We start from the raw sequence: 25845 nt of genomic DNA on the forward strand, positions 1-25845 counted from the left end.
TTTATTTCTCTTCTCCTTTCTAATTTGTAAATTGCCCCAGTACAAATCATTGGATATTTATCAATCAAGTGTACGCCCGCTGTTGTTTTCCGTATTGAAAACCGATGCCGAGTGGCTGCACAACCGCACTCTCCAAGTTCTCGAACTCGCAGCCCGAACCCAGTCAAACCCCGCCACCAGCCAAATGCTCTCTCGATTGCAGAAATCTTTGGGAGTCCAAGATTCTCGCCTCGAACAATCTTTGTGGGGACTGAGCTTTAATAATCCTGTCGGCTTAGCCGCCGGATTTGATAAAAACGGCGTAGCTGCCGATATTTGGGCAAATTTTGGCTTTGGCTTTGCCGAACTTGGCACTGTCACTTGTCAACCACAGCCGGGAAACCCCCAACCTCGCTTGTTTCGCTTGACGGAGGACAGTGCAGCCCTCAACCGCATGGGATTTAACAATCAAGGAGCCGCGGCAATGGCAGCCCGGTTTCAGGCAGGACAGAAACAGTCAAAATTTGATGCCCAGCGCCCCATGCCTCAGTCCTCATTCCCCTTGGGCATCAATCTCGGTAAATCTAAGGTAACACCGTTAGAGCAAGCAGCAGCCGACTATTTGGAGAGTTTTAAGCTGCTGAAAGATTGGGGCGACTATTTTGTAGTGAACGTTTCTTCTCCGAATACACCTGGGTTGCGATCGCTCCAAGATGCTGCTGGACTTAGCACGATTTTGGAAATTTTGCAACAAGAAAATCAGGGAATCAAGCCAATTTTAGTCAAGATTGCGCCGGATTTGGAGTCAGAGGCGATCGTATCAATCCTCGACTTAGCAAAAACCTACCAACTAGCAGGAATTATCGCCACAAATACCACCATCCGCCGCGACGGACTGAAAACACAAATATTGCGAGAAACAGGCAAACCAATCGCCGAAGAAGCCGGGGGAATTAGCGGGCTTCCAGTGCGAGAGCGATCGACAGAAGTAATCCGATTTATCTGGCAATATACAAAAGGCGAATTACCGATAATTGGAGTTGGCGGCATTTTCACCGCCGAAGATGCTTGGGAAAAAATAGCCGCCGGTGCGAGTTTAATTCAAGTTTACACTGGTTGGGTTTACGAAGGGCCTTGGATGGTGCGTCGGATTCTCCAAGGTTTGTTGCAAAAGTTAGAAGAACGCGGATTTAGTTCGATTTCTGAGGCAGTAGGTTCGGAAAATATTAAGTAGCAGATCAGGACACAACAATATTGTGTCTTTGGGGCGGATTTATAGCAACCGCCAAAACGGTTGATATAAATAAAAGTTTGATATGGGGAATTGGGCGAAGCCCAGGGATGAGGCATTGAGTCCCATCCGATTGGGAAATGGGCAAGCCTGTACTATAAAAAGCACAGGCGAGAGATTAGGAATTGGATATTAAAACTTAAAGATTCATGGCACTCTGGCAGAATACCAGTCTTGATTACCAATAACCAATAATATCAATTCCGGTTACACTTTCTATGATGGAGAGTGGTTCGTGGGGAGTGGGGGAATGTGGAATTGTGCAACCTTGACTTGATCATTCCCATCCAACCGGAAACGATATAACCAATAGCCCAAAAATTTACTTTGGTTTAGAAAGTCCTGCCAGCGACCAAGTTAGACTCACCATCATTAAGCGTGCTAGAGCCTTCAAACCATCTTCACCGTGATTTTCAAATGCTTTAGACTCGGTTTGAGAATTATTATTTTCTGACAAGTCTTGAGTGGCTGCGGGTTTTTTCAAATCCGCTTTGTCACAAGATTCCTCAAGACTGACTTGTGACTGATGATTTTCTTTTTCTCTCATTTTATGAGTCACCTCCTTGAGTTATTGCATACATAACCCATACTACAAATATAAATTGTTTGTTTCCGGCATTTGGCGATCGAAGTTTTCTTACATGGCGATCGTAATCAGCCAAGGAGGTGATACCCATCACTTAATTGTTATTTTTACTTCCTAGCGATGTTTTCACAAATCTGCTACACTTAATACCTAACAATCAATTTGACGCTCAGTGACATCAAATAGAAACTAAGCCTCGGAAAAGTCACAATAAACTAAAAAAATAAAGGTGTAGAGCTGATGGGAATTTATCTCGATACTGCAATTGTAGCAGAAGCAAAAGAGGCGAGCCATTTCGGCTGGCTTTCGGGTATTACTACTAATCCAACCCTCCTGGGAAAAAGCGATTTAGCTCCCGATGTGACGCTCACACAACTGGCGAAACTTATTCCGGGGGAAATGTATTATCAGCTAACTGCATCTGATTTTGATGGCATGGTAGCAGAAGGAAAAGCGGCTTTTGAATTAATTGGACAGCAAACAGTGTTGAAAGTTCCAGCAACGGCGGCTGGTTTTCAAGCAGTAGCGCATTTGTCACCAGAAATTCCTTGCGCGGTGACAGCTATTTACAACGCATCACAAGCAGTTGTCTCAGCAGAAGCGGGGGCCAAATATGCGATCGCCTACGTGAATCGCGCCACCAGATTGTTAGGAGACGGTTTTGCCTTAGTGCGGGATATGGCAAATGTGTTGCAGAGAAGTAATACTGAGATTTTGGCAGCTAGCATTAAATCGCCCGAAGAAGCGGTGAAGACTTTATTAGCTGGCGCCCATCATTTGACATTGCCTTTTGACGTTTTGCAAGCAATGACAGTTCATGAATTATCGCAGCAAACTGTGGATGAATTTGCGAAAAACGGGCGAGGAATTTTTGGATAATACCCAATTTATGTGAAACTTGAAAATTACGAATTGGTAATGGGTAATTGGTCTGGGTTTTGAATAATATTAAATCCGGTACTATCGGAATTATTCATCCCTCTGTTCTATTCCTCTGCGCTGAGAGGGTCAAGAGCAGTTTAATCATTCTAATGCAACTGAAATTGATATGACTACTGATGCCAGTAAAAAAACAATGCAACTGTAGACCCTCACTCCAAACCCATACAAAAGCAGTCATTAGCAATTCTTAGATCTAAAATCTAAAATCTAAAATAGTATGACTATGGCATTCGCCAAATCTTAATAGTGCGATCGGGACTGCCGCTCACAAAAGTCTTGCTATCTTTAGTGGAAATAGCAACAGAACTCACAAACTGAGTGTGACCAGAAAGAGTGCTTCTTTCTTTTCCCGTCTTCAAATCCCAAACTATAATATCTCCGCCCCCGCTGATCAAAGTGCGACTGTCCGGGCTAAAGGCAATCGTCCTCACCCAGCTCGAATGCCCTTTAAAAGTGCGGGTGCGCTTCCCGTCTTGTACGTTTGACAAACGGATCGTATTGTCGGTGCTAGCACTAGCCACAATTTGCCCGTTTGGGCTAAAAGCCACAGCATTAACCGGGCCCCCGTGACCTGTGATAATTCTTCTGACTTCTCCGGTATCGAGATTCCACAAACGCACAGTCTTGTCCTGGCTGCCGCTAGCAAGAGTTTTACCGTCCCGGCTCAAGGCGATCGCGTTTACTCCTCCGGCGTGGCCGCTCAAAGTCCGCAACCTGCTGCCGGTTTTGACATTCCACAAACGAACAGTTTTGTCATCGCTGCCGCTAGCGAGAGTTTGACCGTCCCTGCTAAAAGCGATCGCATTGACGGCGGCTTTGTGAGCGGCAATCGTCCGCATCCGTCGCCCCGTCTTCAAATCCCAGAGAATCACATTATTATCGCCGCCGCCGCTGGCCAAAATCGAGCTGTCCGGGCTCACCGCCAACGTCTTGACCGATTTTTTAGAATGCACCGAATAGAGAGTATGCAGCACGCCTCCCGTCCTCAGATTCCAAATTCTAATCGTCCCAAAGCTTGCGCTCACCAAAGTTTGACCGTCAGGCGACAGGGCGATCGCATTTACACTCCCTTTATTATCCAAACTTCTTTGCAAAAACTGACTGCTAGGTAAACTAGAAAGCAGCCACACCGGGTTTGCCGGGAACACCCCGTAACGCAGCGAACCGTAAATTTGAGACGCGCCAATACCCACCATCAAAACAGCCGTGCCCGCCAGCAACTTATTTTTCCACCAATCCAAAGCCTCTTGCCCGGGCTTCTTCAATCCCGAATTCAGAGGTCTGAGGCGGTTCATTGAACTCTGCTTCTTCGCCCCAGACGGCCCGGAAGTTCCGCGAATTTTAGTTTGCCCCGTCGTCGGCAACTGAGTCGGCACCTGAGTTTCTGCGTCGTCGAGATTAATTTCCTCCAAGCACTGCAAAACCATCTGGGGACTTTGAGGTCGATTGCCCGGAAAAGGCGCCATCAGGTAATCGATCACATTAGCCACGGCGTCGGAAACTTGAGGAGCTCCTTTGCGCCACATTAATCTGCCCGTGCGCGGGTTCTCTGGAAACGCAGTCGGCGGCTTTCCAGTCAGCAAATAAACAAAAGTGCGCCCCAGAGCAAAAAAATCCGACTGCGGAACAGCTTTGCCATTAGTTTGTTCCGGCGGCGTGTAGCCAGGAGAAACAATACCAGTCACATTTTGCCCCTGGCCAACCTTAGCGAAATAAGTCCCCGACACTTCCCGAGCAGTTCCGAAGTCTATCAGCACTAACTGCCCGTTGGGCTTGCACATAATATTGTGCGGCTTGATATCCCGATGAAAATAGTTGAGTCGGTGAACTTGGTCTAAAATTTCCGACAGTTGTTTGAGCCAATTCAGAGCTTGTTCTTGACTGATGGGGCGACCCCGATGTTTCAGCCAGTCTTGCAAATTGGCCCCAGCAATTTTCTCCATCACCAGACAGTGAAAAGACTCTGTGCTGTGAGCTGGCGTAAATGTAAAATAACCGTCGCGATCGACTTTAGGAATACCTGGATGTCTCAGCCTGACCAATACGTCGGCTTCTTGCTTAAAAAGTTCTACAGCTTTGGGATGGTCTTTGAGCAGGACTTTAAGCACTCTTCGGGCGCCGTTGTCGTCCACTTCAAATGTTCGGCCAAAGCCACCGCCTCCGAGAGGCGCGACTAGCCGATATCGACCTTGCAACAACAGTTCAGACCCGCAGTGGATACACACGGATTTGCCAGAGTTGGCTGGATCGGAGGGATTCGGGCATTTGGGATTGAGGCAATAACTCACAGAAGCCACATAACCCTGATTGAGGTTGCTCTATCAAGTTTTACTTTGACACTGCTATACAAAACTTGGCTAAACTTATCTAAGCTTTACCATTCAACTAGAAGTATTTTCTAGAGGGTCTGATTCCTGCTTCTGCCAAGAGAGTCGGCTCTTACTTGTCCACAGGCGTAAATTCGGGTGGAGCAGCACCCTATTTTTGAAGTCTATACAACTATTTATTATTGTGGAAGCTTTTAGCCATTGTTTAACCATTATTTTCAACCAATTTAACGAATCGTGGTATCCCGTTCGACCTTTTTATAGGCTGGTCAGTTTTAAATCGACCGTCGTTTACTGCTACACCAAACTTGGCCAAACTTATTTAAGCCTCACCATTCAATCAGAATTACTCCTGAAGGGTCTGTTTCCTGCTTCACCCAAGGGAGTCGGCTCTTTCTTGTCCACAGGCGTTAATTCGGGCGGAGCAACGCCCTAATTGAATTAATTTTAGTTGAAGCTTGTAGCCATTATTCATCAACTATTTTCAACCAATTTAACGAAACGCGGGCTCCCGTTCTACCTTGTGACAGGCTGGTCATTTTTGACTTGCACGCTCGGTTTACTCTCCCAGATAATTAAGCCTTTTTTTCGGAATTGATTTAATCATATCGCCCAGAATGTTAATCAGTCAAGTTAAGTATGACTAACTTTGGTGAACTTTTTGGCTATGGAAGTCCAACTCAGTTTTCAACTTATGACGATCGTAGCACACCTAGTAAAAGACTCATCAGCACCCTTGATTTAAATCTTGCAGCGTCTCTGAAGTCAAGGGAGGTTTTAGTCTCGCTTGACTTCAGCATTCCGTGTTTTTTATAACCGGGAGCACTGCGATCTAACGATCGGGTTGAGGTCAAAGCTTTTGTTGTTTGTCATAGCCGATCGAGGTCACAAATCCCTGATCAGAGCACATAATGTACAAACAGACCAGAACTAATAACGAGAGAACAGCCACATTTCAATTGTACGATCGCAACCACCACTCTCGAAGAAAGAAGTGAGAGTGGGAGAGTGGGCGTGTGAGGGAGTGAAAAAATCGGCATTCTTCCCTCTTCCCTCTTCCTTCAGCAGAAGAAAGCCTTTTAAACAAGTCCCTCAATTACCGGATGGAAGTAGAACGCCAGCGCCAAAACCGTATAAGCTGCCAACAGCAAAGTACCTTCTAGCCAGTTAGAGTTGCCGTCAGAACTGATAGAATTGGCGATCAGCACCGACACCGCAACCGCTACAAGTTCAAACGGGTTGAAATTCAAGTCCATCGGTTTGCCCAAGACAAAACCTGCCAAAACCAACACGGGCGCAACAAACAAAGCAATTTGCAAACTGGAACCCACGGCCACAGAAACCGACAAATCCATTTTATTTTTCATCGCCACCGTCACCGCCGTCGTATGTTCGGCAGCATTGCCAATAATCGGCACTAAAATCACCCCGGTAAACAGTGATGTCAGCCCCAAACGCGCCGTCGCTTCTTCCAGAGTACCCACCAGCAGTTCAGACTCGACAGCTACCATCAGGGTACAGGCCAATAGCACCCCAATCCACAGTGGCAGATTGACTTTGTGGTCAGGACTATCTGGCGCTAAGTTACTTTCGGCTAATTCTTCAAGCATTTCTATTTCTGCCACCCCTGCATCGTACAGATAACTGTGGGTTTTCATCGAAAACAGCAGCGTCAGCACGTAGACGACAATCAGGACTATAGCAACAGCGCTAGAGAGGTTCTGCATAGTTTCTGGAGGGATGCCCGTAGAGGTGGCATTCACTGCCGTCGGCACCAAAATGGCAATCACGGCTAAGTTCATCGCTGAAGCGTTCAACCGGGCGACTATCGGCTGAAATTCTTGTTCTTTGTAGCGCAAGCCGCCCAACAGCATCGCAAATCCCATCACCAGCAAAAGGTTACTCATAATTGAACCGGTGATGCTGGCCTTGACAACATCTATTAGTCCGGCGTTGAGGGCGACGATGCCGATAATCAGTTCCGTGGCATTTCCGAAGGTAGCGTTCAGCAACCCCCCCAAGTTGGCGCCGAGGACGACGGCGATTTCTTCGGTGGCTGTCCCCATCCAGGCGGCTAGGGGGATGATGGCTAAAGCCGAGGTGACGAAGATTGTGGAGGATTCCCAGCCGAGAAAGTGTCCGGCGATGGAAACCGGGATAAATAACAGCAGGCTGGAAATTATTGTATTTGTGTTTAGCATTTAGATTCTCAAAAGCTGTCAACTGACAATGATAGCCTGCGGGCAAATAAAAAAAAAAGCTTGGGTTCTGGAATTAAGCGTTCCGTCAATCGATTTTAGATTTTAGATACTTCGACTTCGCTTAGCACAAGTTTTAGATTGATGAAAGCGACCCGCACCGATAAATCCGGAGGCTGATACTCTGAGACGATCGCCCTCTTTGGCCCGCTAGCTGTTGGTCGCCGGTCGATCGAGCTTTTGTACAGCGCGATAGCGAATCCCACGCAGTTGAAGTATAAATTCCAAAATCGCTATTTTTATCCGATATTTTACAGTATATTACAGTTGGTTGCTACATCTAAAATGCCATACCATAATTAAAGAAAAACTGTATTTATCAGTTGTTTTTTATTCAATTTTTTATAATATTTTTAGTATTCAGATACAAATAAACACGCAACTACCGATAACCAACCGCTAGATTAATTAAGGAGTTTGTCAAAATGAACTTACCTGACATGACACTGCATATTCCTTCTGAAGATTTGCCGATTGCCAATTCGATCGCTGCTCCTGAAGTCACGCATCAGCTATCTGGAAACATCATCCTCACAACAGTCGATGACCTTTATAACTGGGCAAAAATGTCCAGCTTGTATCCGCTGATGTTTGGGACTGCCTGTTGCTTCATTGAATTTAGCGCCATGCTGGCAGCCCGTTTCGATTTGGATCGATTAGGTGTATTTCCCCGGATGTCTCCCCGACAGGCAGATTTGATGATTACCGCCGGCACCATCACGATGAAGTATGCTCCGGTTTTGGTGCGCCTGTACGAACAAATGCCAGAACCCAAATACGTGATTGCAATGGGTGCTTGCACGATTACAGGCGGAATGTTCAGTGCAGATTCTCCGACTGCTGTCCGCGGTGTAGACAAGTTAATTCCCGTGGATGTCTATGTGCCGGGATGCCCGCCCCGCCCGGAAGCGATTATGGATGCGATCGTCAAACTCCGCAAGAAAATTGCCAACGAAAGCTTCCAAGAACAGGCACTGAGGGAACCAACCCACCGCTATTACAGTCGCCCTCACCGGATGAAAATCGTCTCACCAACCCACGAGGGAAAATACCTGGAGACTTCAGCGCGACAGGTGCCGCCAAAAGAAATTACATCATCGGGATTGCCAACAGTCCAACAGTTTCAATTAACTTCTTATACCTCTCATGATTGATATTGGACTGACTCATATAGCCCTTCCGGTTTCAAATGTTGATCGCAGTATCGAATTTTACTTCAAATATGCTGGAATGCAAGTAGTTCACCGCCGCATCGATGCAGAAACTGGTGTTGCTGTGGTCTGGCTTTCCGATCGCACTCGCCCTTTTGTAATTGTGCTAATTCAAACAGACTCCGTACATCCCGTTCTGTCTCCCTGGGCACACCTCGGAGTTGGCTGCAAAAGCCGCGAATATATGGACGATCTCTGCGACCAAGCACGTCAAGAAGGCCTATTGCTTGAGGAACCAAAAGATGATGGATCTCCGATCGGCTACTGGGCTTTTTTGCGAGACCCGGACGGTCACACGCTGGAACTATCCTACGGGCAAGAAATCGGATTTACAGTGGAGAAAGCTACTTGATGAAGAGCTGCGGGCAGTGCTTTATCTCTAAGGATGTAAATTAAGCTGGGGAATACATTAAAAAGCAATGGGGAATGGCAATGAGGCAAGTTGTAATTGTGGGAGCGGGGCCAACTGGTGCGGCACTTGCCTTACTGCTGGTGAAACGAGGTATTGCCATAACTTTGGTTGAGGCGGCAAAAGATTCCTACCGAGTGTTTCGCGGTGAAGGGTTAATGCCCAGCGGATTGGATGCGATCGCCCAAATGGGCTTATCCACTATGCTAGAAGGTGTTCCACACCGACAAATTGATGCCTGGGAGTTCGTTGTGGGCGATCGGCAGTTATTTCGAGTTGATGAGCCAATGGGGTCAAATCGACCTTGTACGCTAGTTTCTCAACCGCCATTCCTTGAAGCACTAATTTCAGAAGCTCAGTTGCATCCAGAATTTGAATTTATCCCAGGTGTTCCCGTAAAAGATTTACTGTACAGCAACGATCGCATTGCGGGTGTAAAGCTAGGAGATGGGCGAGAGATTCCTGCTGCACTTGTGATTGGTACAGATGGTAGAAACTCGGTGGTACGACAACGTGCAGAATTAGAGTTAGTAAAACAGCAGAATAGTATAGATGTTCTGTGGTTTAAACTTGCCGCTCATCCTCGGTTTGTGGCGGATAATGTATTTTATTCCGTCCTGAATGGCGGTAGCGGATTTAGTGTCTTTCATGGGGCAGAATCAGGAAAACTTCATCTGGCTTGGGTGCTATCGGCAGATGACAAAACCGATTGGAAACACACAGACTGGGCAGAAACTTTCGCATCGCGATCGCCTGCGTGGATGGCAGAACATTTCCGCAACTGTGCGGATACGATCGAATCTCCGATGCGATTATCTGTTGTAGTTGGTCGCTGTCCGCGCTGGCATCGGCCAGGAATCATACTTTTGGGGGATGCTGCACATCCGATGTCTCCCGTTCGCGCTCAAGGAATTAACATGGCGTTACGCGATGTAATTGTTGCCGCCAATCACCTTGTACCTTTATTGAAAGCAGGGGCTAATTCCGAGGATATTGACTTAGCATTATCGCGGATTCAGGCAGAACGCGAACCAGAAATTATTCGCGCCCAACAACTTCAAGCACAAGAAGGGTGGAAAGGCGAACAACTGCGAAAAAATGGATTATTGCGTTTATTGATGATGCAAGCTGCTCCGTTTTTGGGTGAAAAAATTAAACAATTTTGGGTAAAAGGACAGTATGAATTGCGCCAAGGAGTAACAGAGGTAAAATTGGTTGTGTGAAAAGAGGAAATTCACAATTAGGAGAAAATTGTATGCGATCGACAAATATCAAAGGACCGATCGGCACTATTCACATCATCGAAGCCAGCCTCCCTGTCACCGCTGGGGATTCGGAACCGCTGCCGGTGGTGTTCGTGCACGGTATGACGGTTTCCGCGAGCATCTGGGATGCCCAGCTTGCCCATGTCGCCCGTACCCGACGCGCGATCGCCCTTGATATGCGGGGACACGGTGATTCCGCACCGCCGGAGGACGGCAACTATGCGCCCGCCTCCTGTGCAGCGGATGTTTTGGCGGTACTGGATGGGCTGGGACTCGATCGAGTGGCGATCGTCGGGCACAGTTTCGGTGCTTGTATTGCCCTCGCCACAGCAGCCGCCGCACCGCACCGCATCGCGCAGTTGATCCTGGCAGACCCACCTGGAGATTTTACCAAGGTGCCTGCAGAGGTACACGAGGCACGGATCGTCCCCTACCAGAGGGCTCTGGAGACGGAGGATTGGCGGGCTGCTGTGGAAACCAGCTTTAACGAGGCGCTGACAGGAAGCACGGCCCATACGCGCGATCGGATACTTGCTTGCTTGGCCGCGACTCCACAGGATTGCCTGTGTGGAATGTATCGCGGGATGTTTGCCTTTGAAGCTGTTGATGCTCTCGATCGCTACCTAGCAGCCCCTGGAACGCGGGCCCACGCCATTATTGCTCCCTCAAACACTTTTCCGTTCAGCCTCCACATCCTCCGTCCCACACTGACGGCAACTACGATCGCCGATACTGGACACTGGCTGATGCTGGATGCGCCAGAGGCCTTTGCTAGGGAACTTGATATCTGTTTGGAAGGTGTTTAATCTAGGTTTAGACAAAATCTGTTAGTCTTACCAGAATTCATCGAGAGTTAAGTTGTGGGGGTTTTTGAGGATGAAGGCGCTGTTGTCTTTGATTAAGTCACCGCTACAGAGAATCGGTAAGCGTTCTTGATAAGCTTTAATCGCCAGGATATAATCTTTGTCTGCGAGTGAAGTTTGAATTTTCCGCAATTTGTCAGCAATGACGCCTATTAAGGTTATTTCGCCACTTAATTTGTCGGTGTTGGGGGTGTGAACTTGCATGACAATTCCCTGTAAGGTCATATTGGGGAGTGAGGTGATCAAGTCTGCTAATATTTCAATTTGAGAGCGATTTTCGACAATTTCTAGGGTTTCCATGACTTCGTACATCCGCAGAGCAAAACCGCTGACTTCGGGTTTTAGAGCCAACAAAATTTCGTAGTCTTCGCCTGCTTCATTCTTGCGAGTCCAGATAGATGATTTGTCACCATCTCGGCTTTGTTCGTGCCATCCGTGTTTTTGTAAATAACCAGCGACTTGAGGCGGTTCTAAGGTTTTGAGAATATCGGGGTCGCGGACTGTTACTATCATAGGAGTTCTCCTGATTCAATGCGCTGCATGAGAGTTTTTAAAGCGTCTGTGTTGAAAATGTTTTGTATGGGTATTTGAACAGTGACAGTGTTTTGATTTTGGGTGGGCGGTAGCCCGCGCAACGATGCCCAGTAGCCACAATAGCGAAGGGAGAGTTCTTGTTGAGATTGGTGCAACCAATCCTCTTGGCTGTCGGGTACTAAAACGATAATCAGAATGCGGGGGACGAAAGGGTTTTCTAGCCTTAATTCTTCATAGTTTTTAACTTCTAGGGGATATCGGATAATTTCATTATCCAGTAATTTTCTGGAGGTGCATTTTATTTGGACATCTAGGCGAGGGCGGCGCGTTGATTGTGATGGTCCCAAACCTGTAAGAATTACGTCAACTCCTTCTGCATCTAAGGGACGCGGGGCTATTTGGAATGAGTAGCTTGCCGCGGCTGTTACCGCATAGACATAAGCATAGCTAAATTCCTCTTTTTGGGTGTTCAGAACCACGCTTATTTTAACCTCGATCATTTTAAACAGGTCTTTACAAAATAGCTAATCATTCATTATCTTCTTCATTGATTACTGATGTATTGTCTGCCATACGCCCTGGACGAGGAACTATAACTACGTCAAAAATACCCTTCAAATTTTTTAGTCCACTATCTAATAAGTCGTGTTCTTCTGTCCTGCAAGAGTCATCCCAGATAAAAGCAATCATTTGTTCGTGGGGGGAGCCTTGAGCTAGGTATAAAGACGTATCTTCGGCAATTTCTCCAATAATTTTTTGGGGCTTGTCATTGCGATACCAGAACTTGATTTCAATAATTAATTTAAGCGAGGGAATTACTAGGTCTACTCTTGGTTTTTTCTGCCCTACCGATCTAGTATATTCTTCTTCTCTGATATCGGGGAACACCGCAGCTAATAAAAAATATAGCAAATTTTGCACGTGATATTCATTTTCTATGTACCATTGCCGAGGTGTACCGCCCTTTGTGCGTGACTTTTCTTCCCATGTCCAACGTCGAAGTCCCGCTGGAACTCGTTTTAATAATTTGCTAACATCTTCCAAGCTAAAGGAGCCTAAAGCAGATTGAGAAGAAATGAGCAACCCTTTTTCGTAATTTTCTTTAACTGCCTTCAACTTTGACAGATGAGTCTCTAAATTCCTTTTAAGATTCCCGCCCGAGGATGCTTTAATTAATGAGGTTCGCTGACTGTTAGTTAATGGGATAACTTGCTCTAGAAGTAAGTTGTAGTTAGTCTGCCACTTTTGCCAATCATAATCTCGATCCAATACATATCTTTCAGACGCTTGTAGAGATGGAAAATATTCTACTGGTAGGACTTTTATTGCTTTGTACATAGCCTCTCCCTCAGCTATAAGTTCATTAAACTGAGCAAGGTATCTCTTAAAATTGTTTGAGGTTAACATAATTAGGTTTCTGCTTCTATTAATTAATTTATTTAAGGCAAATCCCACACTCAACTCTAGCAAAAATCGCAGATGCGAGCGATTAAAGTTTTATCTAATTCTCGCTATTGCGCTTCTTTGCCTAAAAAGTACGGCCCCCACTTGATATTGCACAATAGGTTCCTTAAGTTCTCGCCAAAAATCATGATAATCTTCAGCAATTGACGAACTATCCGCCAGAACCCACCCTCTGCCGATTTTCCCGAATCATCGCCTCTAACTTGGCACTCTAGGCAAATTGCCTCTCCAACTTCGCCGTCAAATGCAGCATCTTCTCGTCCAAACCCTCCTCCTCCTCCTCCTCCCAAGCCTCCGCCCCCACATACCTCTCAGGAGTTAAAACATAACACTTACCGTTTTGCTTTTTTGTTGCCTTTTGACTCCGCACAAGTGTTACAACTCTTCTGGAAAGTACATTTGCAGCAAATCTGCCCCGCCCGAACGCAACTGGCCTAACTTCTCCAGAACTTAGGTAAAAAGCACCTAAAGTATGATGCAAAACTCGGTCAAAACTCTTATTATATAAATCGATCGGGCATTAAACCGATATCCACAACCGCCAAGATTTATTGCCAAAAATTAAATCTTTCCGGCGAAAACTTGCTATTTACTGAATAAGACTTTAAGATCCAGCAATGTAAATCAAAATCTCAATGAGCAGCCCTGCAAGCACGAACCCGAAATGGGTCGCAAGTGCCAAAAAGCAGCAAAAGCTACCTTTTTTAACTCTTTCAACAGCAAAGCATTGGCAAAAAACCCAGGGATCGACGGTTGGCATCTTGGAACGAATGCTTTGCTCGCAATACTACAAATGTATCAAAACTTATCTGCCAAAATTTAGCTCCAACAGATGCCTAGCTGTAACTCTTGCTGCGTAAGGTTTCAGTTTCTAATTAGGCTGGTTTTATTGTCTTTAACTACTTGAGGATTCGATCGCATGGTTTCGATTTCTACAACTCAATCCGATGTGCTGCCTTTGTCTTCGCCAACCGTAACGGCTGCACCCCAAAGCAGTGCGGCTGCTGCAACTGGGGTATGCGTGACGGTTCACGGTCACTTTTACCAGCCACCCCGGGAAAACCCCTACCTGGACGCGATCGAACGCCAAGCCAGCGCCTCTCCAGCCCACGACTGGAACGAACGCATTGACATCGAGTGCTACCGCCCTAACGCCTTTGCCCGCATACTCAACGATCGCGGCGAAGTCGCGGGGATCGTCAACAACTACGAGTATATGAGCTTCAACATCGGGCCTACACTGATGAGCTGGCTGGAACGCTACGACGCGGAAGTCTACCAGCGGATTCTGGAGGCCGATCGCAAAAGCTGTCAGCGTCTCAACGGTCACGGCAACGCGATCGCCCAAGTCTACAATCACATCATCATGCCCCTCGCTAACGAGCGAGACAAATACACCCAAATTCGCTGGGGGATCGCTGATTTTCGCTCCCGATTCAATCGCGATCCCGAAGGAATGTGGCTCGCCGAAACCGCTGTAGACTACGCCACCCTCGAAGTTTTAGTCGCTGAAGGCATCCGCTTCATTGTCTTAGCCCCCTCCCAAGCCGAACGCTGCCGCCCGTTCATCGGGCAAAACGAACAAGGGGAACCAGCGGAAAATTCCGAATGGCACGAAGTCGGCGGCGGCCAAATCGATCCGACTCGCCCATACCGCTGCTATTTGAAACCAGAAATGCGGTTGATGGCTGACCACCAACTCTCGCCACTGAGCACGCACCATTTTGGCCGCAGGCACTTCCAAAATTCCGAAGCCCCACCTGCCAACACTCCCTACATTGATATCTTTTTCTACGATGGCCCGATCTCGCGAGATATGGGCTTCAATGACGTTCTCAGCAGCAGCCACCACTTGGCCGGGCGCTTGGGTCAAGCAGTACGGGGAGACCACCGACCGGCTCAATTAATCTGCGTGGCGACGGACGGCGAAACGTTCGGTCACCACAAACACAGTACGGAAAAATGCCTCGCTTACGCATTTACAGAAGAGTTTCCCCGCCGCGGCTGGACGGTGACGAATTTTGCTCATTATTTAAGTCAAAATCCGAGCGCTTGGGAAGTGGAACTCAAACCCGTGACGGCCTGGAGTTGCTCTCACGGGGTCGATCGCTGGCAAGATGATTGCGGCTGCGGTGGTGGCGGCGGATGGCACCTCAAATGGCGCCGCCCTCTGCGAGATACTCTCAATTGGCTGCGCGATCGACTGATTCCGATTTACGAAGAAGCGGGGCGCAAGCTGTTGTGCGATCCCTGGAAGGCCAGAGATGAATATATTGAGGTCATCCGCGATCGATCGCCCGCTAACGTTGACAGTTTCCTCGAACGCCATCAAGTGCGCCCCCTCGACGACGCCGAACAGGTGGACGCCCTGCGACTGCTGGAAATGCAGCGCCACACCCTGTTAATGTTCACTAGCTGCGGCTGGTTTTTTGAAGAAATCTCGCGGCCAGAAGGCGTGCAAATTCTGCGCTACGCGGCCCGGGCGCTGGAATTGGCAGGCGAAGTTACCGGCGTGCAGCTAGAAAAGGATTTTGTTGCTCAACTAGCCCTCGTCCCCAGCAACGTTGACTATTTCACAACCGGGGCCGAAGTTTACCGCAAACTCGTGGTGACAGCCCAAATTAGTCTCAGACAAGTGGCAGCCCACTACGCGATCAGTTCTCTGTTTGCCAAATATCCTCGCGAACAGCGAGTTTACTGCTATCAGGCCCAGCAGCAAGACTTCCAAATTCAGCGCATGGGCTCGATGACTCTGGCTGTGGGTCAATTGCAGTTAACCTCGGAAATTACGCGGGAAACAGAGATTTTTGTGTTTGCTGCGTTCCACCTCGGCGGCTGGGACTTCCACTGCTGCATTCAGCCTTTTGGCAGCCGCCGATCGTACACTATGCTCAAAGAACGGTTGTTTGGAGTTATGCAAGAAGCTTCGGCGGCCCACGCGATTCTGGAAATGGTGCGGCTGTTTGGAGATCAGTCCTTTAGCTTGCGGGATTTATTCGCTGAGGAACGCCACCGGATCGTGCAGTTGCTGAGTCAGGAAAATTTGACTCGGTTGGATCAGCTTTACACTCAGGTTTACAGGGAAAATTACGGGGTGATAATGGCGTTCCACCGAGATGAGTTGCAGGTACCCGTAGAGTTGCAGGTGGCTGCTGAGGTGGCTTTGGGACACCGCTGTTTGACGGTGGCCAAGGCCCTGGAACTTGAAACGGAGGATGTGGAACCGCTGCTGGCGGAAATTGAGGCGATCGCCACTGAAAGCGGTCATCTCCGCTGTCGGTTGAACGTTCCCGAAGTCAAGCAAATTTTGGAAAAGCTGGTTTGGCGATCGCTTGACACGCTGCTGCAAGCAGGATCGGGCGCCGAGGATCGCTCGCCTGTCAAGTTGGAAGCTGATATCCGCACGATCGAGCGTGTGATTGCGGTGGGCGATCGGCTCAGTCTGGGCTTGTGTTTGGACAAATCGCAGGAACTGTATTTCGATTCTCTGTACAGCCAAATTGTGCCTCTGTGCTTGGGCTGGCTGCAACGGCAAGCTGGCTCGGCGGGCGAAAGTGCGGTCTATCCGGTTGCCTTGGATATCGCCCGACCAGACGGCGGCTGGGAGTTGTCTTCGATCCGGCAGTTGCTGGAGTTGGGTCAAACTCTGGCCGTTGATGTTGAGTGTTGGTTGAAGCAGTTAAATCGATCGCTTGTCGATTAGCTATAAAATCAATTCCCGCCCTTGAGAATGCCCGATCGAGCTTTAAATGCCGATCGGGCCTGCGGGTTCAACCGAGAATCGATCGGCATGGATGCCTCCATGCCCATCGTGGCTGGCGATCGAAGCACCGACAGAGAACCGCCAATTTTGTTTAAGTTTTCGCTCTACTTATGTGGGAAGATAAAAAGACTGTCCCCAAAGCGTACAGGTGTTCTGCACTTGCGCGCTTTGTAGAGTTTGAAAGAAAGAACACTAAGTTTAAATTTATGAAAGTTGGCGATCGCGTTTGCATTAAAAACTCTGTTGTTGTCTACCACCATCCTGAAAATCGCAGTCAACCATTTGATATTAAGGGTATGGAAGGAGAAGTCGTGGCGATCGTTCACGAATGGCACGGCAGACCTGTAAGTGCCAATTGGCCGGTTCTAGTTCAGTTTGACAAAAAATTTAAAGCTCATTTCAAAGAAGATGAGGTTGAATTGATCTCTTCTGAAGTCTAGCTGTTTGATCCCCGACTTCTTTAAGAAGTCGGGATCTTGGGGTTCGGTTTTTTAAAGTGGGATTAAGTAATAATATTCGTAATTTATTTAATCCTTAATTTTTCGACCGTCTGCGGCTGAACCAACCTAAAATATTCCAATCTCCCTGCATTTTCTGCAATTCCTGCTGATGCTGCTTGGCTGTAGCGTAATACCACTGGCAGTGAAGTTCTAGTTCTTGACGGTACTTAATTTCGTCGTAAAACTCGCGGACAATTTGGTGTCTCTGAAAAATTTCGGCCGCGGGAGTCGGTTCTGGGGCAATGTTTTGCAACTCGTGGGGCAGCATGATTGTTTGGGGGCGAGTGTGGCTAATATTGGCTGTATTGACTTTAAGCTAGCACAATGAATCAATTTTGGATTTGGGAAGTGACTTCACGGTTGAGATTACTTAAATTCTTCCATCCAAAATCCAAAATCGAAAATTCTGTTAAAGCCATCCCCGCAGACGATAAACAATTAAGCCGATGTATTCTTTCAAAGCTTTAGTTGACTGGTTTAACTGATAGGTATCGGGCAATAAATCCAAGGCGACTGCTTGCCAATTCCTTTGGGATGCTGCCATATCCTGCTGCGTTATTTGAAAGTCTGTTGGTGCGGCAATTGCTTTTATTCCCTGACGCTGAAAAATTAACAGCGATCGAGTCATGTGCATCGCCGATGTCACTAGCAAAACCGGCCCTTTTATAGCTTTAGCATCTAAAATTTTCCGCACGTTGACGGCATTTTGATAAGTGTTGTGTGAATCGGGGTCTTGCAGAATTGCTGATGCCGGTACACCCATTGTTTCGGCAATTTCTGCCATGTCTGCGGATTCGGGAGGCCCGCCGCTTTTCCAATCTACTCTACCGCCGCTGAGAATTAACAGGGAAGCTTTGCCTTGCCGGTAAAGTCGGGAACCGTAGATTATTCGATCGCCCGCTTCCGCTAATTCTACCCAAGGACGGGGAGGTAAAGCTGCTTTGACACCGCCGCCCAAGACGATAATCGCTTCAGCTTGGGGGAGTTCGGTGGTTGGTAAGTTTTGCCATTCGAGCGATCGAACTAACGATTTTGAAACCCAACCGCTACTTCCAAGTAGTAAAATAATTAGAGCCGCAGCAATTGGCACCGCCGCCCATTTGGGACGCTTCCAAAGTGTGATTAAAGCTGCCATCATTAACAGGCAACTCAACCCCAAAGGATAAATAAACAGTGGCAGGAGTTTCGATAGAAATACGAACATTCAATTGGGAATTTGGCATTGGAAGTACGATCGCGTAGCCGAACTATTCGGTATTGGGCCGAAGGGGATTAGTAACTGTTAACTAATGATTAGTGACTAATGACAATAACTAATGACTAATGCTAGCGACGATCCTCTGGCCCGGACAACCAGCCAAACAATGTAGCAGCATCACCCCTAGAGGTTTTGCTATATTTATGCCCGTCCCTTTGCACTACTTCTTTATCGAGAATAGCATCCGAGGTTTTATCCTTGGAATTTATATTCGGGTTGAGTAGTAATTCGTTGTGCCACCAAGCGACAATTAAACCTGCTGCCACGCCACCGATTACACCAAGGCCAAGACTCAGGGGCAGCGTACATCCTACTAAGCGAAACCCAACGGTAAACAACACAAACCATATCAGCGCGGGGCTAAACCCCTTGGAGTCTCCGGTAAATTTTGGCATAAGCTGCAACTTTTTTTTGTAATAAAACAGAAAGATATTTACAATATTAGCAGACAATCAAATTGCCAAGGGCGATCGATCTATAACTACTCCCCACAAATCTCGTTTAATTGTACCTCTAAGTCTTGGGCGGTATCTACAATGTTTACAGAAATTTGCTCTAATTCTGTAAAAGGTTCAAAAGCTTCTTGCTGGGAACTCAATAGTTCTGCCGTCGCGTCCGCAATATCGCCGCGGCGCTGTTGCAGTCGTTCTCGCAATACTTCAATTGGTGCGGTGCAGTAAATGATTTGCAGGGGCAAGCCGTGGGATTGAGCGTGATTAATTGCATCCGTTCTCAAGTTTTGGCGATCGAACTTGGCATCTAAAATCACATCCCAACCTCGGTTAGCCAAAATTATCCCCAACTCTAACAATCTACCATAAGTTTGTGCCGTCATTTCATCCGAGTACAAATCTTGCCCCCCGCGTTCATTTAAAGGAATTCCGCCTAAATGTTTGCGAATCGCATCGGATCGAATATGAATTGCCCCAGTGAGGCGAGCCAAATATCGAGCTGCTGTACTCTTGCCAGAACCCGATAAACCAGACATCAAAGTTAACTTTCCCCGGCGCGGTTTTGTGTATTGCCAAGCCAGTTTATAATAATGAGCTGCTGTCTGTAAAATCTCTGCTTTTTGGGCAGTTGAAATAGTGGCATCGTCCAACATTAACGAAGTTACTTTTGCTCTAACATAAGCTTGACGGCTCATATACAGAGGTAAGAGTTGCAGTCCTTCCCAATCCCCTGTTTGTTCGATGTAAGTATTCAGAAAAGCATTACCCAAGTCTCTGCGTCCCCGCGATTCCAAATCCATTACTGTAAAAGCCACATCGTACATGACATCAACAAAGCGAAAAGGCTCATTAAATTCAATGCAGTCGAAGAGCAATATTTTCTCTTGCCATAATGCTATATTTCGCAAGTGCATATCTCCGTGGCACTCGCGAATTTTATTATTGGCAATCCGCAGGCTAAATAACTCTTGATTTTTTTCAAAAAACGCATTTGTATAATCTTTAGTTTCCTGAAATTGTGCCTGAGTCTGCGGCCCGCCGATATATTTTTGCGAAATCAGGTAATTGTTCTCTATGGCTTTGCGAATCTGGCTTACTTCGCCAAATGTGCCAATGTAGCTATTACTAATTGCCGTGCTGTGAAACTTTGCCACTTCCCGCCCTAAGTCTGCCATAATTTGCTCGGTCAACAGTCCGAGTTCCAACAAACTGAGCAACAGCGAATCTTGAGGAAACTCCCGCATTTTCAGTGCGTATTCTACAGTAACTTCAGCCGAAGTTATAGCAGGTAAGTTGCTGCCAAATTCAAACACATCCCCAATTTTAACAATTGGCAAAACTTCTAGATAAATTTCCGGTGCAGTGCGTCGGTTCAGCAGCAATTCTTCGTTGCAAAAATGCTGCCTTTTCTCCAATGTTGAATAGTCCAAAAAGCCAAAATAGACAGGTTTCTTGATTTTGTAAGTATAATCTCCTGTCAGCAAAACAAAGGAAGCGTGAGTCTGAATTAGCTGCACTGGTTCTGTCACCCCGTGCGGGTAAAACCCGGGCTGCAACATTTGCTGGATCAGAGGTGGGAGACAAGTATCGGTCATATCGATTTTAGATTTTAGGTTTGGGATTTTGGATTAAATCGATTGGGGCTGGGGGATTTAGATAAAGATAACTTAAAGAAAATAGATGTTGAGTTGAAGTAGATTTATTATAAAGTTGATAATTAGTGTAAACCAAAAATTACTGATGACAGAAAATAATCAAGATTCCCGTTCCGTGGATGTGTTTGGCGTAGGCAATGCCCTGGTAGACATCCTAGCATTGGTAGAAGATGAATTTATACTCGGTCACGGGCTGAATCGCGGCGGGATGACGCTGATGAATTCGGAAACGCAGGGGGGGATTTTGCACGATTTAGAGCACAATTCGCTGCAAATGCGATCGGGGGGTTCGGCAGCAAATACGATCATTGGTTTGGCTCAGAGCGGCGGTAAAGCGTATTATTCGGGGAAGGTTGCTAAGGATACTAACGGCGAATTTTATCGGCAAGATTTGCTGGCGGCGGGGATTGATTTTAACGTGCATCCTGCTGCTGAGTCGAAGGATCCCACTGGTACTTGTGTTGTGCTGACTACGCCGGATGCGGAACGCACGATGTGTACTAATTTGGGTGTTTCTACTACTCTGGCTGCGACTGATATTGATGTCGATCGACTGGCTCACTGCAAGTACAGTTATGTTGAGGGCTATCTTTGGGATGCTCCCGATCCGAGAAAGGCTAGCATTGAGACGATGGAACAGTCTAAGGGTCTGGGTGTGAAGGTAGCTTTTACTTTTTCGGATGGCTTTTTAGTCGATCGATTTGCTGATGATTTTCACAAGGTGGTTTCGGAATATTGCGATGTAATTTTTTGCAATGCTGATGAAGTTCGGAGCTTTTTTAAGGAGGAATCTTTGTCAGAGTGCGCTCGGAAAATGAGCGAGATTTCGGATTTGGCTTTTATCACTAATGGGGATAAAGGCTGCATGGTGGTGGAGAACAAACAGATTGTTGATGTGGCTGGATTTCCGGTAAAGGCGATCGATACTGTGGGTGCTGGAGATGCTTTTGCTGGGGGTGTTTTGTTTGGAATTACTAACGGTTTGAGTTCTACACAAGCGGCTCGCTGGGGCAATTTCTTGGCTTCTAGAGTGGTGCAGATTCATGGGCCGCGGCTTGAGGGTTCCCAGGCTCATCTTTTGAGTGAGGTGATTTCTGGTTAGGAATTGAAAGGGGCGATCGCACTTTTTGGATTAAGGGCGATCGCTCTTTTTTGAACCGCAGATGAAGGCGGATAAACGGGGATGAACGCAGATGCAGCAAGGGCGATCTCACTTTTTTGAACCCCAGATGAAAACTGACACTAAAAAGCCGATCGCTATTGCTAAAATAAAATTTAACGACAGTTTATTTCTCACCAGATTATGACTATCATTGAACAGATTTACGCGATCGTCAAAACCCTTCCCGAAAACCAAGCTAGCGAAATTCTCACTTTCGCTGAGTTTATTCGTGCCAAGTACCTGAATGCGAACCCATCCACCGACACAGTAGATTCTTTAACTCCTTGGACAGAATTGGTTTATTCCCTAGCTGGAACATGGGCAGAAGACTTTCCTACTCTGGAAGAGATTCGTGCCGAGTCGGGGGAAGACATCTTGCGGGAGAGCTTCTAGATGTACATTTTGGATACAAATACATTAATTTACTATTTCAAAGGACAAGGACAAGTTGCCCAAAACCTTGCCAATGTATCTCCTCAAGAAATTGGCATTTCCGCGATCGTCCTATTTGAATTGCAAGTGGGTATTGCTAAATCTACTTCGCCTGCAAAACGTACCCAACAACTTCAGCAACTTTTGAGCCGAGTTAACCTTGTTCCTTTCGATCGCGATTCTGCTCTTGCGGCTGCCACAATCCGCGCTCAATTGGAGCAACAAGGTACTCCGATCGGCCCAATTGATGTTTTGATTGCAGGGACAGCCGCTTCGCTTCAAGCAACTCTCGTTACCCACAATGTTAAGGAGTTTTCGAGAGTTTCTGGACTTGCGATCGCAGACTGGTATTGAATGTGTGGCATCAAGTGCGGCTTGTCTTTGGTCAATGGTTTGAGACAGTAAATTTAGCCTAACAGAAGGGCGATCGCACTTTTTGTCGTAAGGGCGATCACACTTCTTAATATTGCTGTGACGCAACAATTGGGCGAATTTCCTACAGCATTCCTATCTGGGTGATTGGGTCGTTCAATGGTATACTGAACGAGGAACTTTTCACAATATCTGGCGGTGTGTTGATGACGGCACCAAAGATATTTGTATAGACACCAAAAAATTCACTGGTTTCTGTGTATTGAATAATGGTGTCAGCAATACCATCTTGATTCACCTCAGTAGGGGTGAAGGTGAAAATGTCTATGGGTACGCCTCCATTGATGCCAATTATATCGCCCTCGCTACCATTGAAGTCAATTAACCAATCAGCAGTAGCAGGATTAGTTTCTTCTGTACCTGTGTCTGTTCTCAAAATAAAGATATCGCTTCCACCTCCACCAGTCAAGCGATCGATTCCTCTTTCACCGATTAGGATATCTTCTCCATCATCGCCAAATATCTGATCGTTGCCTTTTCCTCCCCTCACTAAATCATCAGCAACACCTCCTGAGACGAAATAATTACCTTTATTGCCAGCGAGAATGTCGTTAGCATCCTCTCCTAAAATGCGATCGTCACCTTTTCCTCCCAGCAAGTAATCGCCACCAGCAGCACCTTCAAGAATGTCAGCACCCTCCGCAGCTAATACTACATCTGTCGCAGGTGAACCGATTATGTTATGTTATCGTTACTTTCAGTTCCCAGTATCCCTCCGGGATATTGATCCATTACTGCTTCAGTAATCTGAAAAGTTGAATTTGGCTCGGCTGAGGCTTTTAAGTTTTGGGCAATTCGTTGCTGAGAAAGACCGCTAGGCAGACCCGTGAATTTAATGTACAGACCATCTAAAAAGCCTTTACTATAATTGGCAAGTCTTGTATTATAGTCATCGATAGTATTTTGAATTTTGTCTTTTATTTGCCCGGGTAACTCTTTTATTGCATTAGTCGCTCCTTCTATTTGTACAATCACCCCTTCTGCTGCTTCTTCCAAAATAGATACTGGTTTAATTTTACCAATCAACTGAGCCTCAGAAAATCGTTGTTCAGGGGTATTAAATCTCCCTAGGGTTGTTTGACCGCTATCAGCCGAAAATCCCACTAATTGCAGCCTATAGTCTGTTCCTTGAAAGTTGAACTTTTGTTTGGCAATACCATCAGAAAAGCGAAGAATATCTCCATCTTTAACTGGATCGCCAGTTGCGTTTAATGTAGAAGTCAAGTTAAATGAGAAATTAAAAGTCTGGGTGCTAGGCACAGGATTAGTGAGAGACAGCGTAACATTGAGAGGAAAATCACCTTCAGGTTCCGAACCGAAAACAGTAATTCCATTGCGATAATTCAAATTGCCAAGATTAAAACTAATATCAGTGGCGGTAGTAAATTCACTCTCGTCAAACTGCACATAGCTTTCTTCATCGCCTTCGCTGGGAGTCCCTAAAATTTTCCGATTCCCATCGCTACCAAAAATGCCAGAAGTTGATCCGGCAAAAAGAACTCTTAAGGTATCAACGTCGATTCTACCGCTTTCTCCTGAATTTAACCTATCCAGGTCTAAAACTTTTCCATCAGGCTGAGGGAAAACAGTTCCTTTAATTAGGTTTGTGTATAATTCATTTGCGTAACCGTGATTGTCAACAAAAGTTGATTGTCCTGGCTGAAGTTGATTATTCCAGTTAATAAATACATCAAAGTCCCCTATAGCCTCATCATGTCCGAGATTTCTGCTTGTATGAATGGCAACTACTTTCTTAGCATCATCTGGGTCTAAGCGATCGCTTGGAGGAACTGGCTCCCGCTCTGGAACTTCGACAGGTAAAGAAGTACCTGGCAACGGGCCTGGCACTAACACTGTTGTAAAATTCCCTGTTTTCCTAGTTTCAAAATTAGGCCCTGCTGGGTCTAAACCAGTGATGCGATTTAGTTCGTTGCCTGTGAGTTCTTTATATTTAGCACCAGCAAAACCTGATACATGAGCGCCTAAACTGTGACCCATAAGCTCTATTTTGTTTGGGTCAAGATTCCGTGCTTTTAAATACTGAGCGAGTTGCTCTCCCACTTCTCTCGTGTTAGTAGCTGCTTCATTATAAAAGTTTAAACCCAGTGGAGGTTTAGCACCGTCTTCCCAATCTACGAGAATGATATTAGCATTAGGTTCTCTTTCTCGAAGAGCCTTAGCCCTTTCTGACATCCATTCTTCAGGTGTAAATTGATTGTTTCCATTACCACCCGTGCTAAATTGATTACCACCCTGGTTCTGAAATCCATGAATGATTACATATGTATTGTTATTAGGATTTGTTCCATATTGCTCATCACGCTCGAAGAGTTTCCCAACTGGGTTAGCAGAAATTAATGCGGAAGCATCTGCTCCCAGTCTGCTAGGAGTAGATTTAATTATTCTATCCTGACCCCATATATTGAAATTCACATTAACCATAATCCCATCTCCTCAAAAATATAGTTACGTCAAATCCAGCAAAGCCCGCCTTGCAAGCCTTCCTAAATATCTATCAGGGCCTTCATCTGCTTTTTATGCAGTTCGCCCAGTTTTTGTAATAAAACTTTACATTGCTTCCAACAGCAGATAAGCTGTATCCCCGATCGCCCGCCAGATGCACCGTCAAACGTAGCTGACAGCCAAACACATCATTTCACAATACTCCACAATCCTGAATCTGTATCGGCTAAACAGCTCACCATTTGGCTCAACAAAAAAGGCTCATTTAGCTCATTTATCTCATTTGGCTCACTTCTTAGCTCACCAAATCGTGTAACATTCCTTACTAAGGCAGAGTTTCCGTAGAGGACTACCAATGGCAGGCTTGCTCAGAGCATCTGAAGAAGGGCTAAAAATCGTTGACATGGTAAGGCGCAATCTCGGATGGAATAAAACTCAGGATACCTGGTGCAAAGCGGCTCTAACTTCAAAAGCCACTTTAAGGAGGTTTTGGGCGCAAAACGGAATTCGACGCGAAACATTTAAGTAAGTCGGCGGGAAAGTTTATAACTATGTAACAAAAGATTAAGTAACCAGCTCGGAGCTAAATTTAATCCGTT

At 46.4% G+C, this 25845-nt stretch carries 24 protein-coding genes and 1 pseudogene; 11 read left to right on the plus strand and 14 right to left on the minus strand.

The annotated features are described in order from the left end of the window. Positions 1 to 49 precede the first annotated feature (49 nt). Positions 50 to 1213 (plus strand): quinone-dependent dihydroorotate dehydrogenase, encoded by a 1164-nt coding sequence (locus QUA24_RS13520; RefSeq protein ID WP_333230321.1) that lies wholly within the window; start codon positions 50 to 52, stop codon positions 1211 to 1213. Positions 1214 to 1592: 379 nt separating this feature from the next. Here the strand turns inward: QUA24_RS13520 and QUA24_RS13525 are convergent, their stop codons facing one another. Beyond that, on the minus strand, positions 1593 to 1817 hold the full coding sequence (locus QUA24_RS13525) for a hypothetical protein (RefSeq protein ID WP_333230323.1): 225 nt from the start codon (positions 1815 to 1817) through the stop codon (positions 1593 to 1595). A 279-nt stretch (positions 1818 to 2096) separates the two neighbouring features. Here QUA24_RS13525 and QUA24_RS13530 point away from each other — a divergent pair, with 279 nt between their 5' ends. Next, entirely contained in the window at positions 2097 to 2735 is a 639-nt protein-coding gene (locus tag QUA24_RS13530) for a transaldolase family protein (protein WP_333230325.1), read from the plus strand. Positions 2736 to 3019: 284 nt separating this feature from the next. Here the strand turns inward: QUA24_RS13530 and QUA24_RS13535 are convergent, their stop codons facing one another. Continuing rightward, the gene (locus tag QUA24_RS13535) at positions 3020 to 5095 is read right to left on the minus strand and encodes a serine/threonine-protein kinase (protein ID WP_333230327.1); all 2076 of its coding nucleotides are present in this window, start codon (positions 5093 to 5095) and stop codon (positions 3020 to 3022) included. Positions 5096 to 6204: 1109 nt separating this feature from the next. Then, positions 6205 to 7326 (minus strand): calcium/proton exchanger, encoded by a 1122-nt coding sequence (gene cax, locus QUA24_RS13540; protein ID WP_333230329.1) that lies wholly within the window; start codon positions 7324 to 7326, stop codon positions 6205 to 6207. A 497-nt stretch (positions 7327 to 7823) separates the two neighbouring features. Here cax and nuoB point away from each other — a divergent pair, with 497 nt between their 5' ends. From nuoB to QUA24_RS13560, 4 genes are all read left to right on the plus strand, one after another. Beyond that, positions 7824 to 8537, plus strand: coding sequence for an NADH-quinone oxidoreductase subunit NuoB (gene nuoB, locus QUA24_RS13545; RefSeq protein ID WP_333230356.1), 714 nt, complete (start codon positions 7824 to 7826; stop codon positions 8535 to 8537). After that, entirely contained in the window at positions 8530 to 8946 is a 417-nt protein-coding gene (locus tag QUA24_RS13550; protein ID WP_333230331.1) for a VOC family protein, read from the plus strand. Before nuoB ends, QUA24_RS13550 begins: the two co-directional genes overlap by 8 nt. A gap of 80 nt (positions 8947 to 9026) precedes the next feature. Continuing rightward, positions 9027 to 10226, plus strand: coding sequence for an FAD-dependent monooxygenase (locus tag QUA24_RS13555; protein WP_333230333.1), 1200 nt, complete (start codon positions 9027 to 9029; stop codon positions 10224 to 10226). Between the two features lie 32 nt (positions 10227 to 10258). After that, positions 10259 to 11074, plus strand: a complete 816-nt coding sequence (locus QUA24_RS13560) for an alpha/beta hydrolase (protein WP_333230334.1) — start codon at positions 10259 to 10261, stop codon at positions 11072 to 11074. 27 nt (positions 11075 to 11101) lie between these two features. Here the strand turns inward: QUA24_RS13560 and QUA24_RS13565 are convergent, their stop codons facing one another. The 4 genes from QUA24_RS13565 to QUA24_RS13580 form a co-directional block, all read right to left on the minus strand. After that, positions 11102 to 11644 (minus strand): hypothetical protein, encoded by a 543-nt coding sequence (locus QUA24_RS13565; RefSeq protein ID WP_333230336.1) that lies wholly within the window; start codon positions 11642 to 11644, stop codon positions 11102 to 11104. Next, positions 11641 to 12144 (minus strand): DUF4365 domain-containing protein, encoded by a 504-nt coding sequence (locus QUA24_RS13570; protein ID WP_333230338.1) that lies wholly within the window; start codon positions 12142 to 12144, stop codon positions 11641 to 11643. Before QUA24_RS13570 ends, QUA24_RS13565 begins: the two co-directional genes overlap by 4 nt. Positions 12145 to 12193: 49 nt before the next feature. Then, complete coding sequence (locus QUA24_RS13575; protein WP_333230340.1) at positions 12194 to 13072, minus strand: PD-(D/E)XK nuclease domain-containing protein; 879 nt, start codon at positions 13070 to 13072, stop codon at positions 12194 to 12196. 268 nt (positions 13073 to 13340) lie between these two features. Then, positions 13341 to 13499, minus strand: a complete 159-nt coding sequence (locus QUA24_RS13580; RefSeq protein WP_333230342.1) for a hypothetical protein — start codon at positions 13497 to 13499, stop codon at positions 13341 to 13343. A 549-nt stretch (positions 13500 to 14048) separates the two neighbouring features. Here QUA24_RS13580 and QUA24_RS13585 point away from each other — a divergent pair. Beyond that, entirely contained in the window at positions 14049 to 16832 is a 2784-nt protein-coding gene (locus QUA24_RS13585) for a DUF3536 domain-containing protein (RefSeq protein ID WP_333230343.1), read from the plus strand. A 266-nt stretch (positions 16833 to 17098) separates the two neighbouring features. Further along, a complete protein-coding gene (locus QUA24_RS13590; protein WP_333230345.1) occupies positions 17099 to 17332 on the plus strand; it encodes a ferredoxin-thioredoxin reductase variable chain in 234 nt (77 codons plus the stop codon). Between the two features lie 94 nt (positions 17333 to 17426). Here the strand turns inward: QUA24_RS13590 and QUA24_RS13595 are convergent, their stop codons facing one another. The 4 genes from QUA24_RS13595 to QUA24_RS13610 form a co-directional block, all read right to left on the minus strand. Beyond that, positions 17427 to 17660 (minus strand): hypothetical protein, encoded by a 234-nt coding sequence (locus tag QUA24_RS13595; protein WP_333035767.1) that lies wholly within the window; start codon positions 17658 to 17660, stop codon positions 17427 to 17429. A 141-nt stretch (positions 17661 to 17801) separates the two neighbouring features. Beyond that, a complete protein-coding gene (locus QUA24_RS13600; protein WP_333230347.1) occupies positions 17802 to 18596 on the minus strand; it encodes a YdcF family protein in 795 nt (264 codons plus the stop codon). A 122-nt stretch (positions 18597 to 18718) separates the two neighbouring features. After that, positions 18719 to 19102, minus strand: a complete 384-nt coding sequence (locus tag QUA24_RS13605; RefSeq protein ID WP_333230348.1) for a hypothetical protein — start codon at positions 19100 to 19102, stop codon at positions 18719 to 18721. Between the two features lie 29 nt (positions 19103 to 19131). Further along, positions 19132 to 20697, minus strand: a complete 1566-nt coding sequence (locus QUA24_RS13610) for an AAA family ATPase (protein WP_333230349.1) — start codon at positions 20695 to 20697, stop codon at positions 19132 to 19134. Positions 20698 to 20842: 145 nt separating this feature from the next. Between QUA24_RS13610 and QUA24_RS13615 the strand changes: the two genes are divergently transcribed. The 3 genes from QUA24_RS13615 (at position 20843) to QUA24_RS13625 (ending at position 22705) form a co-directional block, all read left to right on the plus strand. Further along, positions 20843 to 21859 carry an adenosine kinase gene (locus QUA24_RS13615; RefSeq protein WP_333230350.1) on the plus strand — a complete coding sequence of 339 codons (1017 nt, stop codon included), beginning with the start codon at positions 20843 to 20845 and terminating at the stop codon, positions 21857 to 21859. Between the two features lie 201 nt (positions 21860 to 22060). Beyond that, positions 22061 to 22312 carry a DUF2281 domain-containing protein gene (locus tag QUA24_RS13620; protein ID WP_333230351.1) on the plus strand — a complete coding sequence of 84 codons (252 nt, stop codon included), beginning with the start codon at positions 22061 to 22063 and terminating at the stop codon, positions 22310 to 22312. Continuing rightward, complete coding sequence (locus tag QUA24_RS13625; protein ID WP_333230352.1) at positions 22313 to 22705, plus strand: type II toxin-antitoxin system VapC family toxin; 393 nt, start codon at positions 22313 to 22315, stop codon at positions 22703 to 22705. It abuts the gene before it with no gap. 142 nt (positions 22706 to 22847) lie between these two features. Here the strand turns inward: QUA24_RS13625 and QUA24_RS13630 are convergent, their stop codons facing one another. The 3 genes and pseudogenes from QUA24_RS13630 to QUA24_RS13635 all read right to left on the minus strand — a co-directional run bounded on the left by QUA24_RS13630 (position 22848) and on the right by QUA24_RS13635 (position 25225). Next, positions 22848 to 23381, minus strand: a complete 534-nt coding sequence (locus QUA24_RS13630; protein ID WP_333230353.1) for a hypothetical protein — start codon at positions 23379 to 23381, stop codon at positions 22848 to 22850. 21 nt (positions 23382 to 23402) lie between these two features. Beyond that, positions 23403 to 23462 (minus strand): annotated as a pseudogene (locus tag QUA24_RS27320) (hypothetical protein); the annotation flags it as partial. Then, positions 23459 to 25225, minus strand: a complete 1767-nt coding sequence (locus tag QUA24_RS13635) for a choice-of-anchor K domain-containing protein (protein ID WP_333230354.1) — start codon at positions 25223 to 25225, stop codon at positions 23459 to 23461. The gene QUA24_RS13635 and the pseudogene QUA24_RS27320, both read right to left, overlap by 4 nt. Between the last annotated feature and the right edge of the window lie 620 nt (positions 25226 to 25845).

The organism is Microcoleus sp. Pol12B5, from assembly GCF_036701335.1.
Classification (GTDB): Bacteria; Cyanobacteriota; Cyanobacteriia; order Cyanobacteriales; family Microcoleaceae; genus Microcoleus.

What these genes read in the sequence shown, in the direction of transcription:
- QUA24_RS13620 (WP_333230351.1), top strand. Translation starts at nt 22,061, where the DNA reads ATGACTATCATTGAACAGATTTACGCGATCGTCAAAACCCTTCCCGAA.
- QUA24_RS13565 (WP_333230336.1), bottom strand. Translation starts at nt 11,644, where the DNA reads ATGATAGTAACAGTCCGCGACCCCGATATTCTCAAAACCTTAGAACCG.
- QUA24_RS13615 (WP_333230350.1), top strand. Translation starts at nt 20,843, where the DNA reads ATGACAGAAAATAATCAAGATTCCCGTTCCGTGGATGTGTTTGGCGTA.
- QUA24_RS13530 (WP_333230325.1), top strand. Translation starts at nt 2,097, where the DNA reads ATGGGAATTTATCTCGATACTGCAATTGTAGCAGAAGCAAAAGAGGCG.
- QUA24_RS13610 (WP_333230349.1), bottom strand. Translation starts at nt 20,697, where the DNA reads ATGACCGATACTTGTCTCCCACCTCTGATCCAGCAAATGTTGCAGCCC.
- QUA24_RS13550 (WP_333230331.1), top strand. Translation starts at nt 8,530, where the DNA reads ATGATTGATATTGGACTGACTCATATAGCCCTTCCGGTTTCAAATGTT.
- QUA24_RS13595 (WP_333035767.1), bottom strand. Translation starts at nt 17,660, where the DNA reads ATGCTGCCCCACGAGTTGCAAAACATTGCCCCAGAACCGACTCCCGCG.
- QUA24_RS13590 (WP_333230345.1), top strand. Translation starts at nt 17,099, where the DNA reads ATGAAAGTTGGCGATCGCGTTTGCATTAAAAACTCTGTTGTTGTCTAC.
- QUA24_RS13635 (WP_333230354.1), bottom strand. Translation starts at nt 25,225, where the DNA reads ATGGTTAATGTGAATTTCAATATATGGGGTCAGGATAGAATAATTAAA.
- QUA24_RS13560 (WP_333230334.1), top strand. Translation starts at nt 10,259, where the DNA reads ATGCGATCGACAAATATCAAAGGACCGATCGGCACTATTCACATCATC.
- QUA24_RS13575 (WP_333230340.1), bottom strand. Translation starts at nt 13,072, where the DNA reads ATGTTAACCTCAAACAATTTTAAGAGATACCTTGCTCAGTTTAATGAA.
- QUA24_RS13555 (WP_333230333.1), top strand. Translation starts at nt 9,027, where the DNA reads ATGAGGCAAGTTGTAATTGTGGGAGCGGGGCCAACTGGTGCGGCACTT.
- QUA24_RS13525 (WP_333230323.1), bottom strand. Translation starts at nt 1,817, where the DNA reads ATGAGAGAAAAAGAAAATCATCAGTCACAAGTCAGTCTTGAGGAATCT.
- cax (WP_333230329.1), bottom strand. Translation starts at nt 7,326, where the DNA reads ATGCTAAACACAAATACAATAATTTCCAGCCTGCTGTTATTTATCCCG.
- QUA24_RS13585 (WP_333230343.1), top strand. Translation starts at nt 14,049, where the DNA reads ATGGTTTCGATTTCTACAACTCAATCCGATGTGCTGCCTTTGTCTTCG.
- QUA24_RS13625 (WP_333230352.1), top strand. Translation starts at nt 22,313, where the DNA reads ATGTACATTTTGGATACAAATACATTAATTTACTATTTCAAAGGACAA.
- nuoB (WP_333230356.1), top strand. Translation starts at nt 7,824, where the DNA reads ATGACACTGCATATTCCTTCTGAAGATTTGCCGATTGCCAATTCGATC.
- QUA24_RS13600 (WP_333230347.1), bottom strand. Translation starts at nt 18,596, where the DNA reads ATGTTCGTATTTCTATCGAAACTCCTGCCACTGTTTATTTATCCTTTG.